Annotated in this window: 10 protein-coding genes; 5 read left to right on the top strand and 5 right to left on the bottom strand. The window is 35.7% G+C overall.

The genetic code is table 11. The features are described from left to right. Positions 1–9 precede the first annotated feature (9 nt). The 3 genes from DOK79_RS03740 to DOK79_RS03730 all read left to right on the top strand — a co-directional run bounded on the left by DOK79_RS03740 (position 10) and on the right by DOK79_RS03730 (position 3020). The gene (locus DOK79_RS03740) at positions 10–723 is read left to right on the top strand and encodes a WxL domain-containing protein (RefSeq protein ID WP_206856378.1); all 714 of its coding nucleotides are present in this window, start codon (positions 10–12) and stop codon (positions 721–723) included. A 215-nt stretch (positions 724–938) separates the two neighbouring features. After that, a complete protein-coding gene (locus DOK79_RS03735; RefSeq protein ID WP_206857289.1) occupies positions 939–2459 on the top strand; it encodes a helix-turn-helix domain-containing protein in 1521 nt (506 codons plus the stop codon). A 138-nt stretch (positions 2460–2597) separates the two neighbouring features. Continuing rightward, the gene (locus tag DOK79_RS03730) at positions 2598–3020 is read left to right on the top strand and encodes a hypothetical protein (RefSeq protein WP_206857285.1); all 423 of its coding nucleotides are present in this window, start codon (positions 2598–2600) and stop codon (positions 3018–3020) included. A gap of 111 nt (positions 3021–3131) precedes the next feature. On the opposite strand, the gene vanS is transcribed toward DOK79_RS03730, so the two are convergent. The 5 genes from vanS to vanN form a co-directional block, all read right to left on the bottom strand. Then, on the bottom strand, positions 3132–4226 hold the full coding sequence (gene vanS / locus DOK79_RS03725; RefSeq protein ID WP_206857284.1) for a vancomycin resistance histidine kinase VanS: 1095 nt from the start codon (positions 4224–4226) through the stop codon (positions 3132–3134). Continuing rightward, positions 4216–4908: a VanR-ABDEGLN family response regulator transcription factor gene (gene vanR, locus DOK79_RS03720; protein WP_242543312.1), complete on the bottom strand. Its 693-nt coding sequence runs from the start codon at positions 4906–4908 to the stop codon at positions 4216–4218. The genes vanS and vanR overlap by 11 nt, the downstream gene beginning before the upstream one ends. A 73-nt stretch (positions 4909–4981) precedes the next feature. Next, on the bottom strand, positions 4982–7084 hold the full coding sequence (vanT, locus tag DOK79_RS03715) for a membrane-bound serine racemase VanT (RefSeq protein WP_206857282.1): 2103 nt from the start codon (positions 7082–7084) through the stop codon (positions 4982–4984). Continuing rightward, positions 7081–7653 (bottom strand): D,D-carboxypeptidase/D,D-dipeptidase VanXY, encoded by a 573-nt coding sequence (gene vanXY / locus DOK79_RS03710; RefSeq protein WP_206857280.1) that lies wholly within the window; start codon positions 7651–7653, stop codon positions 7081–7083. The genes vanT and vanXY overlap by 4 nt, the downstream gene beginning before the upstream one ends. A 1-nt stretch (position 7654) precedes the next feature. Continuing rightward, positions 7655–8686 (bottom strand): D-alanine--D-serine ligase VanN, encoded by a 1032-nt coding sequence (gene vanN / locus DOK79_RS03705; protein WP_206857278.1) that lies wholly within the window; start codon positions 8684–8686, stop codon positions 7655–7657. Positions 8687–9594: 908 nt separating this feature from the next. Here vanN and DOK79_RS03700 point away from each other — a divergent pair. Both DOK79_RS03700 and DOK79_RS03695 read left to right on the top strand, forming a co-directional pair. Continuing rightward, positions 9595–10023, top strand: a complete 429-nt coding sequence (locus tag DOK79_RS03700) for a hypothetical protein (RefSeq protein WP_206854980.1) — start codon at positions 9595–9597, stop codon at positions 10021–10023. Between the two features lie 8 nt (positions 10024–10031). Continuing rightward, on the top strand, positions 10032–12401 hold the full coding sequence (locus DOK79_RS03695; protein WP_206854977.1) for an Ig-like domain-containing protein: 2370 nt from the start codon (positions 10032–10034) through the stop codon (positions 12399–12401). Positions 12402–12407 lie beyond the last annotated feature (6 nt).

Below are 12407 nucleotides of genomic sequence, written 5' to 3'. Positions count from 1 at the left end.
GATACTATAATGAAAAAATTAATGGGTACAAGTTTAGTTGTTGCAACTTTAGCATCTACTTTAGCAACAGGCGGATTGAACGTTTTTGCCGCACAAGCAGATAATCATGATACAGCTGTTACAGCAGAAATTATTGAAGGAGGAGGCGTGGATCCTAATGATCCTGATACTCAACCACCTATTTTGATTGATCCAGTTGATCCTGGTGATGTACTTCAGCCAGCTGGTTCATTAGGATTGGCCTATGCTTCTCATTTTGATTTCGGCACGATCAAATTGAATGGCTCTGCCATTGACGTAAATCCAACAAATCAAGTAGCAGATCCTAACAATCCATCAGCAACGATTGATGCTGGATATGGTGTTGAAATCCGTGATGTACGTGGGAAAGGTGATGGCTGGAAAGTAAACGTATCATTATCAGAATTTAAAGACTCAGGTAGTTCAAATACGTTGAATGGCGCTGAATTAGTATTACCTGCTGGGGATGTAAAAACGACTGATGCAAACGTTCCAACACAAAATCAGCCAACTGCTAATGCTGTAACATTAACTGCTGATAATAATGTAAATGAATTGTTTACTGCACAAAAAGACCAAGGTATGGGTGTTTGGGCGGATACTTGGACAAAAGATGATATTCATCTAAAAGCTCCTGCAAACCAGTACACTGGGGAGTTTGAGGCAACCGTTACTTGGGATTTATTAGATACACCTGCTTAACCTATATCGAACAAGATATAATAACAGTATTGTGTTAATATTACGTAACATATAAAGCCAAAGAATCTGAAAATTAGTTCTCCTTTTTCAGATTCTTTGGCTTTATTTCTACCAATAAATGTAATCATGACAATCACAAACAGATTATTCGAGTCAGTTTTGTAGGAGTGTTACTATTTACTTAATAGAGAATTGTTAAAAGGAGTGTAGCTGAAGTGATAAAAGATCAATTGTTGGATAATTATGAGCTGCGAGAAATTCGTTTCTTAGATGAGTTGTATATTCATGACGGTCAAGTAGATAGAGAAACTTTACTGGATATTTTAGCGGTATCTAACAATGTATTAACTAAAATTGTCGATTCGATTAATTTTCGCTTACGCAACCATTTTCATAATGACTTAGTACAGTACAAAAAGAAAACTAGTATGTATACCCTGACGGAAAAGGGATATTTAAGTCTAGGGCAAATTGTTAGTATCTATGCGGCAACATCAATAAACTTTTTGATTGTCCGAGAGTACTTAGAAAAAACGGTTGTACAGGCTGAATACCTTATTAGCGAATTATTGATTAGTAGAGCCGATTTATATCGCAGGATCAAGCGAATCAATGAAGTGTTACAACAATTTGATATCCAGGTCAAAGATAATCAGTTGAAAGGGAAAGAATTGCAATTACGTTATTTTGAACAGATTTTTTATCAAAATATTTTTCCTGAACAATTTTTAATTTATCGCTCACAAGAGCATAATCAATTTGAGCGCTTATTTAAGCGCTTAGAAACTTATTATCGTGCTGATTTAGATTCGATGCAAAAAGCCAGGCTAACTTTGTGGTTCACGAATTTGTTAAAAAATAGGAAAAAGGATCGAGAACTAGGAGAAATTCCCCCTTTTATTATTACCTATTTAAATAATAATTATTATTATAAAGAATTTACAGAAATCATCGTTAAATTTTTTAAGCTGTTTAATATTGAATTAAAGGAAATTGATAAAATAAGCACTTATTTATTCAATTTAACCTTTTTTACAATGCCTTTTTCTTCCGAAAAGACCAAAGAAATTGTTCGTTACGCTATGGAACGTGACGATATCGTTGGTCAATCAATCAAAAAAATGGATAGCGTTTCCGGCAATCGCTTAATCCAATGTGAACAGGAAACAACACCTACAAATATCATTTTTTACTTGTACTATGTTTTTAATTGTCATCATCGCGCATTATTTTTTAAAGGTTATCTCTTTCATGTAGATTCTACTTTACTTGACTATTATCAACACTACAATTACAAGGAAGTGGTGATTCGTCAATGGGTGGCTTCATTATGTATGAGTGAAGATTTTGAAAAAACCTATCTGAAAGACAATGAAGAGTTTGTATTCCACAAATACATGCTCTATATCTACCATGAACATTCATTGATAGACTCTCCGATGCGCATCGGTGTATTACTGTTTACAGACCCATTAATGGAGTTGATGGTGATTGAACGGATGCAACTGGATCTTTCAAGAGAGCATGATGTGCGCGTGGAACGTTACCAAGAAAATCATGTGTACGATTTAGTGGTAGTCAACGTACCTGGGTTGCTAGAGAGTGACAATTATGAAGAAGAATTTGTCATTTCAAGCATGGGAACACCTTTTGATCGGCAAAAAATCAGCAAAAAGCTTTTCAAGCTACAAGCCGAACGTTTGAAAAGAGATATTAGTGAGGATAAGACCATCTAGTGAAAACTAGGTGGTTTTTACCTGTCAGTCTCAAAATAGAAGAGAAATGATCTTTTTGTTGATTCTTCGACTTAGAAAGCTTTATTTATAATAAAAATATAATGCAATAAAGTTATGCGAAGTCGAGGAGGAAATAAGATGTTTTTGTGGGAACTAAATGTTGAAGATCTAGTAGAAGATTTGCAGGATAACGATTTATCAACCGTCCATTTGATGAAAATCCAGAAAAATTATTATATCAGGAAATCTCTCTATATTGTCTATCATTTTTATGCGAAGGAAGCAAAAGAGATCGTATCCAATTTAAAAGCTGAAAATTACATTCGTTACAAAAAAGAGTTGCTGTCAATCGATAGCAAATTAAGTACGATACTCTTCTATTTGCTTTATAAAGGGGAAGAGAGAGATTTTAATCAAATTTATGAAGAGATTCAATTCAGTTCCGAAGCCTATTATCAAGCGATCTGTCAAAGAAAATCAGATGAAGATCTATTATTTACAAATTGGTTGTTGACACAACCGGAACAAAGCCAGTTATTGTATCATTTAGTAGGTAAGTAAAATAGGAAAAAGCTAAAAAATCGACTAGGATGTGTGAGACCTTTTCGTTAGTTCATCTAACTTTAGGTCTGATAATCACATGTTCTAGTCGATTTTATATTGTTCGATTGGTTATTCACTGATTGGCAAGGTAAGCGTAAATGTCATTTGATTGTTGCTACTTTGAGCATGAATACTTCCACCAGAAGCCTCCACAATATCTTTTACAATCGATAAGCCAAGCCCTGTACCGCCAGTACTACTGTTTCTTGAAGTATCAACACGATAAAAAGGTTCGAAAATTTGTGTAAGCTTTTCTTCTGGCAAAGTATGCGTTTCATTTGTGATTTGAAATTCTAAGTTTTGTCCATTTTTTGCTAGACTCAATTGGATGGTTGAGTTTGAGAAACTGTAATTGATCGCATTACGTATCAAATTATCAAAAACTCGTCCCATTTTGTTTGGATCAACTTCTGCTTTGATCCCTTTATCAATCGCTAATTGCCATTTAAGTTCTTTTTCATTTAAGATTGGTAAAAATTCATAGCTGATTTGCTCCAACATAATACTCAAATCCACAATTTCTTTATTTATAGTAAGCTTTGTCAAGTTGAATTGGGTGACTTCAAAAAACTCACCAATCAATTCTTCCAAACGTAACGCTTTGTCTAAGGCGATATCCGTATATTTTGCTCGTAATTCTGTAGAGATCTGCGGTTCTTCTTTTAACAACGTCAAATAACCGATCACACTAGTTAATGGTGTACGTAAATCATGTGCTAAGTAAACAATGAGATCATTTTTTCGTTGTTCCGCTACTTTTGCTGCTCGGTTTGCTTGATTATTATTTTCTCGAATTTGATTCATTTCTTCTTGTACTGTGAACAACTCGTTCGATAGTTGGATACGTTGTTCAGGCGCTTCCAATAATTGCTTAGTGGCTGTGATGGTCTCATTCAAATAGCCAATGAGTTTAAAAATATAAACGAGAGTAATAATCAGCAAAAGAAGAAAAGCGCCGCTTGAGACAAGGCCAATCAAATTGAAACGGATATATAGAGTCCGTAAAAAAAGATAAAATGGCTCATCCCCATACCAGGTTCGCAAACGGAATAAGAACAAAAGTAACAATAAGAACCCACCGTAAATGAGAATTGCTAGAATCACGGTTGATATATATCTTAGTAAGATTCTTTTGATCAAAGGATCGTTCAACTTATTTTTCAATGATATAGCCCACTCCCCAAACTGTTTTAATGTATTTAGGTTTTCTTGGCTTTTCGCCTAATTTTTCTCTTAGACGTGCAATATGTGCCATTACTGTATTATTATTGTCTAAATATTTTTCTTGCCAAACTTCTTCAAATAATGTTTCAGAGGAGACTACCGTTCCTTGATGCTCAAATAGGTAGAGCAGGATCTTAAACTCCAGTGGTGTAATCAACACTTCTTGATCAAATAAGAAAACTTGGTGACTGTTTTTTTTCAGTACCAAACCTTCCTTTGAAAATTCTTCATCAGATTTACTATTGGAAGGTTGATCGTAACGTTGAGTACGCCGCAACTGTGTTTTTACTCGCGCCACGACTTCCAGCGGGTTGAAAGGTTTCGTAATGTAGTCATCTGCACCTAGAGTCAGTCCTGTGATTTTATCTAAGTTTTCTCCTTTTGCGGTCAACATCAATACGGGGAAAAAGAATGTTTGACGGATGTGTTGTAATATTTGGAAGCCGTCTACATCAGGTAACATCACATCCAAAATGGCCAAGGAAGCACCGTTTTGATCAATATAATCCAGTGCTTCCTTTCCGCTATAAAAGGTCATGACCTTGAATCCTTCATTTTCTAGAAAGGTCGTCATTAAATTGGCAATTTCTTTCTCATCATCAACGATTACAATTGTATCCATTATCCCTACCACTCCAAAATTTTATTCTCACTTGTGTGTAGCTCTATTTTATCATCTTTTAGAGAAAAAGGGGTTAGGACCATTCGGTGTAGAAACGATTACCTAAGCGACTGATGATTTCGTTAGTCAATGTATTCGTTTGATTAGCAGTTTGTTCTAGTTCTGGGAAAACACTAATTTGTGACTCTACTTTGATTTCTGGAGAATCAGTCAAATCAACTAATAGCATGTCCATACAAATTCGTCCGATTTGTGGTAGATTTTGTCCCTGATAAGCAAGGCAAAACTCAGTGTGAGATAGTTCTCTAGGAACACCGTCTGCATAGCCGATGCTGATGATACCAATCAGCTTTGGAGAAACTAATTTAGTATCCAGACCGTAGCCAAGATATTCACCAGCAGCAACCCATTTTTTTGATACGAGCAGTGCTTGGACATCTAAAATAGGTTGCAAATTTAAGTTGATTTTTGAATCTCCATTTTGTTCACTTAAATAACCGTATAAAAGAATGCCAGGACGAACATAATCATAGACCAGTTCAGGATAATTCAAAATCCCGTAGCTACTTTGCAGATGAGTAAGACCGACATCGATTTTTTGGTTTTCTAGTTCATGTAGTAAATAATCAAAAATCGAAATTTGTTTTCTCGTGCGTTTGATTCCTTTGTCACTTCGATCATCAGCTGAACCTAGATGAGAATAAATTCCTTGAATATCTAAGTAGGGTAATTGATACAAGGATGCGACCTCCTGCATCACTGGTTCAACGCCTAAACGATGCATGCCAGTATCAATTTTTAGATGGCAAGAAATAGGAATCTTTTGTTGATTTAATGCATAAGCATGTTCTTTGCTAACGATTGTTTGTATCAATGTGTAGTGAGCTAATTCTTTTATTCGTATCGATGGGGTATAGCCTAGAATTAAGATTTTGCTTTTAATTCCATTTTCTCGCAAACGAATGCCTTCATCAATGGTAGCGACAGCAAAAAAATCAACTCCTTGTTGTTCTAAGATTCGAGCAAATTCTGTATCATCAGTTCCATAAGCGTTGGCTTTTATGACAGCCATTATTTTCGTTGTTTTCGGAATCACTTGATTGATTTGTGCCAAATTATGGATAACTGCTTGCTTAGAGAGTACTTTTCTTGTTCTAGGGACAAACGTAGCATGATTTTTTGTCGTTTTCTTTTTCTTAGAGTGTACATAAAGAATAATCAAACTAGTTAAAAGAGAAACGCAGATATAATAAATCAAACTATTGTTTAGTATCGTTATTTTTTTGGCTAAAGTATGGACAACAGCAATGACATAAGGATGGAGGATATAAATGCCTAAACTGATTGTCGAAGCATCGACTATGACACGAGTAGGCTGCCAGTTCAAAATAAACGGAAAAAGAAAAAACATCACTACAGGCAAGAATAGATATGCACTATCATGTTTCGGTGAACTAAAGGAGTGTAGCAAATAGCTTTCCGCCAGCATGCCTAAACTAGCAATCAACAAAAAATACTTGGCTTTAGATGTACGCATGTTCCACTCTAATTGATGGAACGAAGCACCGAGTGTTAAAAAGAAAGGGGCAAAAAATAGTCCGTTTCGAGTATGAATCATGAGCGTAAATATCCCTTGATAGCTTTTTTCTAACACGGGAATTTGTCTAGCTAAACCCCACCAACTATCTCCACCCAAACATAGTAAATAGAATAGAAAAGTCACTAATAAAACTTTTCTAAGTGTGAATCGCTGTAATAAACAATAGACGATGAGGACACCTAAAATCAATGCTGGAAAGTACCACAAGTGGTAAAGAACTCCTTCAAAAAAAATGAGTTGAAAAAATTGAATGACACTTGTTTTGAAAGTGATCGCACCACTATAAAAAGCTAGTGGAAGATAAATGAGCGTAACAAGCACATATAGCTTCACCTGCTTTTTTAAAAATTTTTTTATCTTTAAATATGCTGGATAGTCTCTCTTAGTGGCAATTGGTCCAATTAAATAAAAACCAGTGACCATTAAGAAAAAAGGTACGGCGATTCGAAAAAGTGTCAAAGTAATCAATATATCAAGAGTTTTACTAAACGCTTGAAAAGGAAAACAATGAATCGCAACAACCATGAAAGCAGCAATCAATCGAAATTGATTGATTCCGGTATTTACGTTTTTCATGAGACCGCCTCAATTTGATGTTTTAAAAATTCAATGTATTCTTCTAAGGTCCATCCGTGATCCATGATGATTTGACTATGAGGGGTACCTACATAGCGAAAATGCCAAGGCTCATAAGCAATTCCTGTAATTTTTTGCTTATTTTTAGGATAGCGTAAAATAAATCCATAATCTTTCATATGTTGTAAAAACAGTTCGGCTTCTGTTCCCTCGAAGCGTGGCGCAATGAGATCATGTTCTGTCTTTCGTAGACCGAGATCAATTGCTAGTCCCGTATGATGTTCACTACAGCCAGGAGATGCTACATAACTTTTTGTATAGTTCACCCCATGCACGTTTAAAGAATAGTTCCACAAATGTTTCTGCTCAGCAACTGTTCGATGCCCATCAACGATCATGATACGATCAGTTAATTGCAGTGCTTCCAGTAACTGATTAAATTGATGGTTAACCTTAGAATCTATAAAAATCTTTTCTTCCGCATAGGTCGCTTGAACAAGCTGTGGCGAATGATTAAATGATTTCCAAGGATGTTGTTGGTTTACAAGCTGTAAATAAAAATTATGCATGCTATTTTTCCTCCGCTAAAGTAATTAATGTTGAAATAAGCTCCTGATAAGTGATGCCCACAGCTGCCATCATGGCTGGAAATCTAGAATGATTGGTAAAACCAGGCATTGTATTGATCTCATTTAAGAGGATTTCACCAGTGTCTGTTAGGAAAAAATCAATACGAGCTAAGCCTTGACATCCTAGTAATTGATAAAGTAATTGTGCTTGATGCTTGATTTCTCTACTAGTTGCCACTGGAATTTTTGCTGGAACGGTCAACTTTGCTGTAGTCATTTGATATTTTTCCGTATAATCAAAGAAGTCGGTTGCTAAAGATACTTCATCACATTCACCAATAAGCAATTGATCATTTCCTAGGATGGCGCAACCAATCTCTATTCCCGAGACTGCTTTTTGTAAAATGACTGTCTGACTGAATTGGAACGCTTCGGTCAGCGCTTGAGCTAACTCTGCTTCGGTATGAACTTTGCTGATTCCCTTTGAAGAACCAGCTTCATTTGGTTTGATAAATATAGGGAAACCGTATAACTCGGTAAAATTTTTGATTACTTGTTGTTCGTCCGTCGATGAGATCAGCTGTGTAGGCGTACTCATCACTCCGACACTTTTGGCAAACTGATGTAATAGATATTTATTCATACAAATGGCAGAGGAGGCAACGCCGCAACCAACATAAGGAATTTGCATACATTCAAAAACTCCTTGTAATGTACCATTTTCCCCAGTGCCACCGTGTAGCATCGGAAATAAGACATCTGGTTTAAAATATGCTTTTTCTGTTTGGTCATAAAATCCTTGCCCATCGAAGGAAGGAGTAATCTCATTTATTTTTTTTTCTTGTAACCATAAGTCATTTGAAATAGTCTCATTATCACTAAAGGTTAAATACCATTTTCCGTTCAAGGCTATGCCAATTTTGTAAATTTCAACATTCAGATTTTCTAATACAGATAAGACGCTAGCTGCTGATTTGAGGGATACTTCATATTCTGTTGAAGTGCCACCAAAAATTAAGGCGATTTTTTTCATTCATTTCAACCCTTTCTTATTTTTGTTCAGTTTACGTTAAATCAACTTGTCATGTATGCGAAAGTTCTATCTCAAACCTTTGGATATTCTAAGGAAATTCTGACGATTTTATGACATAAGAACAGAAATAAAATATTCTCAATTATTGCTCATTTTCTTCTTGGTTTTGATACCATCCGAGTGTGATTTTTCCTTATGATACAAGAGTAAAGAACTTGTATCATAAGGAAAAATCACTTAAATGTTTCTCCACTCATCAAGTACATAGTCATAAGTTCTTTCATTGTTTGTTAAAAGAAGTTGATAGAGTATACAAGTAAGTATTTGATTCCTTTTCTAAAGAATAATAGTTAACACGTGAAAAAGACTTTCCATTAAGTTGTTTTAACTCCAACCAATCACTATAAAATAAAGGGTTATTTCATATTGTTTTTGATTGACAAATGAAGTTGTCAGGTGAAAGGTAACTTATGACTATTTATCGGAAATGAGATCAGAAGGCAACAGCTGGTCTCATTTTCTCTAATTTTAATTTTAGGGGTTCATTACTTATTTTATTGGTATAAATGAAATAGGCTTTTCGTCAAGTAGTGATAAGAGACTAAATTGAAAGAATTTCATCCAGAATCAATCTAAGTGAAAATAGACTTGGATTGATTCTTTTCGTTTTAGGTTTTGAAAATAAATCTTAAGATCTGAAGAGTAGGAGTATATAAATGGAGAGGAAAAATTTAATTTTTTAATTTGTGATAAAAGTATCAAATTATAATGGTTATCGATTGTTTATGAGACTTAAACGTTATTTATATAAAGTATGATTAAAGTGAAATTTATTTCAAAGGAGGGGATTATGAAGGAGTTAAATAGAACCATCAAGAACAATCAATAAAAAAATGGAGGAAAAGTAAATGAAAAAATTAGTAATTACAACAATGGCATTTTTATCTTTAGGAGTAGCTAGCTTAGGAACAAAGGCACATGCGGATGAGATGAATCAAGTAAACACGATTCCAACAAGTAGTTTAATGGAGCAAACGCAAGCAACAACAAGCACAAGAATAGACGATGGTGTGTATCATCCATATTGGCAATCATTCGATAATAAATTTAATGTTGGATTTGATATTGTCGTTGCAAACAATGAGATTATTGATGCCTATAATCCTTGGCATGATCTTACTGGCATGACAGTCCTCTTCGAAGATTTGGAAATTGTCTCTCCAAAAGAAGCTGTCTATTATTTACAAGTTAAAGAAGGTTTCCAAGTCGTTCATCAGTATCTACATGCTAAAATCAATCCAGCTGGTGTATTAGAAGTGTTTCTAACACATAGTTGAGGTTAAAGATGAAGAAGACGGCAATTTTAGCTACTATAACGTCATTATTTTTACTAGCAATGATTACTAGTCAAGAGACGAAAGCAGCAACTGATCCTGTATCTGAGACAGCCATTGAGTACTTATTGTCAAAACTCAATGATCCTCAACTAGTTTTAAATACAAAAGCAGATGATGAATTTGATGTATCGACAGGGTGGTCTACCCCAGATTATGAAAGTGATTTAAACATTCCAGTAGATAAAATATTTCTTACAGGAGCTACGCGTCCAGGAACCAATATCCATTTTGCAAGTGTCAATTTTGCCAACATTGGGAACGCCCACTTTAGCTCTTCACGTACATTTCATTTGAAAGGAAATAAAGTCTATCATTTGAAATTTATTTATGGAATAAAATTAGCACAAGGTGAGGCTAACGGAACGATTGATTTTAACGGAACGAAGAAAACACTTGAGGCAAGTGATGAGATTTACGAAGAAACAGTATCCTCACCGACTGATACAGCCTATGTGATCACCATGTCTTTTGAGGCGAAACCAAATTCTAGCCTATTCTTAATGGTTGGTTACGATGGTGATGACCCAGATGGAGGGATCCATGAATCGAAACCTGTCGAAGCGCCCACTGTCAAAGCGCCAGAAGCCCATTCTCAACTAGTAGAAGGAACCGGGGAACCTGGAAATACGATCAAAGTATCTGACTCCCAACAACAAGAGATAGGGGAAGATACTGTAGATAGCGCAGGAAATTTCACAGTCATGACAGATCGTGAATTAAGGTATAACGAGCATTTATCCGTGGTTCAACTAAAGGGAGAATATATCAGTGATCCTACAGAAGTGACCGTGGTGGATACGAAAAACCCTGAAGCACCAGTTCTTAATGATGTTGAATTGGAAGACAAACGTGTGACTGGTACCGCAGAACCGTTAAGTATGGTCAAAGTAACAGATGCGGGAACAGGAGAGGAAGTTGGCTCAGGAAAAGCAAACGAAGAGGGGATAGTAGATTTCGAATTGACCGCGGGTATTGAACTGTATCAACAGTTCCAAGCAATCGCTTTTGATGAAGCTAACAATCCGAGTGAGCCAATTACAATTAAAGTAGTCGATACGATCCCTCCAGCTGCTCCAACTGTAGATGATATCTATGATACAGACACACATTTGACAGGGAATACACACGAAGGACATTGCCATGTTACCGCTATGTTTGGTAATCAAAGCTTTGATATAGATTCCAATGATAAGGGAGAGTTTGATTTTGATTTGAAGGAAACTTTTGCGGCAGGTACAACGGTTAGTGTGACCGCTAAGGACCCAGCTGGAAATCCAAGTGAAGCTACGATAAAAACGGTAGGAACGAGAAAGCAAACGGAGCCGCCAAGTGTTGATAATATAGGTGATAAGGACACTAAACTATCTGGTACCGCAGAAAAAAATGCGCTCATTCATGTAACAATTAACAATGATAATTATGACTCACAGGCTGGAGAAGACGGTCATTTTTCAATCCCTTTAAATAGTAAGTATGCAGCAGGTACAACTGGTTCAGCTACTGCGACAGGAATTTCAGGAATTACAAGTAAAGAAACCAAGTTTACGGTTATCGATAATACACCACCGGAAAAACCAGTATTAGACAAAGTTATTGATACGGATAATGAAATAAAAGGAAAAAGTGAGGCAGGTAGTCATATCTATTTGTCAATTAAAGACAAAATCACAGGTTTTACTCGCAATTTTGAAAATGATGCTACTAGTGAAGGGGACGTTAAAATCTCTATAGAAGAACCTGCCTCAGCCGGATCGACTATAGAATGCTACGCAGAAGATGCGCAGGGAAATAGAAGTGACATTACCTATTCAAAAATATTGAGTAGTAAAGAATTAGACCTTACTTTACAAGATATCACAACCCAAGATTGTGTGGCACAAGGAGATACTTCTCGAGCTTTTGCTAATTATAAAGTACAAATATTCAATCGGGTGTATTCAGGTCAAGCAGATAGTAATGGTCATTTTGAATTTCTATTAGATCATCGATACGAAGCGGGTGCTTCCATCGAGTATTCTGCTTCAGACGAAGAAGATGAAACAGAAATCCATGAAGCCAAAGTATTACCAAGAACACCAACTGTCGATAATATTACTAGTGGCCAAAAGATTATTACAGGTCTAGTGGATCCAGATGCAGTTGTTGCTATACAGGTAAATAATGGTAATCAGGAAACCAGTCCTTCAAAACCAGATGGAAGCTTTGAGTGTACGTTGCCTGCACCAGTTAAATTTGGGGATACAATCAAAGTGACCCAAGAAAAAAATGGAGTGACTAGCCGAGAAGCTTTCATTTATATAGGAAGCCGTAAAAAATAAATCTAT

The sequence above is a fragment of the Enterococcus sp. DIV1094 genome, assembly GCF_017316305.2.
Lineage (GTDB): Bacteria > Bacillota > Bacilli > Lactobacillales > Enterococcaceae > Enterococcus_B > Enterococcus_B mangumiae.
The sequence above is the reverse complement of the archived record's forward strand: the minus strand, read 5'-3'. Positions and strand labels throughout refer to the sequence as shown.

Excerpts from the sequence above, each read along its gene's own strand:
- DOK79_RS03730 (WP_206857285.1), top strand. The coding sequence starts at position 2,598 with ATGTTTTTGTGGGAACTAAATGTTGAAGATCTAGTAGAAGATTTGCAG.
- vanXY (WP_206857280.1), bottom strand. The coding sequence starts at position 7,653 with ATGCATAATTTTTATTTACAGCTTGTAAACCAACAACATCCTTGGAAA.
- DOK79_RS03695 (WP_206854977.1), top strand. The coding sequence starts at position 10,032 with ATGAAGAAGACGGCAATTTTAGCTACTATAACGTCATTATTTTTACTA.
- vanN (WP_206857278.1), bottom strand. The coding sequence starts at position 8,686 with ATGAAAAAAATCGCCTTAATTTTTGGTGGCACTTCAACAGAATATGAA.
- DOK79_RS03740 (WP_206856378.1), top strand. The coding sequence starts at position 10 with ATGAAAAAATTAATGGGTACAAGTTTAGTTGTTGCAACTTTAGCATCT.
- vanR (WP_242543312.1), bottom strand. The coding sequence starts at position 4,908 with ATGGATACAATTGTAATCGTTGATGATGAGAAAGAAATTGCCAATTTA.
- vanT (WP_206857282.1), bottom strand. The coding sequence starts at position 7,084 with ATGAAAAACGTAAATACCGGAATCAATCAATTTCGATTGATTGCTGCT.
- DOK79_RS03700 (WP_206854980.1), top strand. The coding sequence starts at position 9,595 with ATGAAAAAATTAGTAATTACAACAATGGCATTTTTATCTTTAGGAGTA.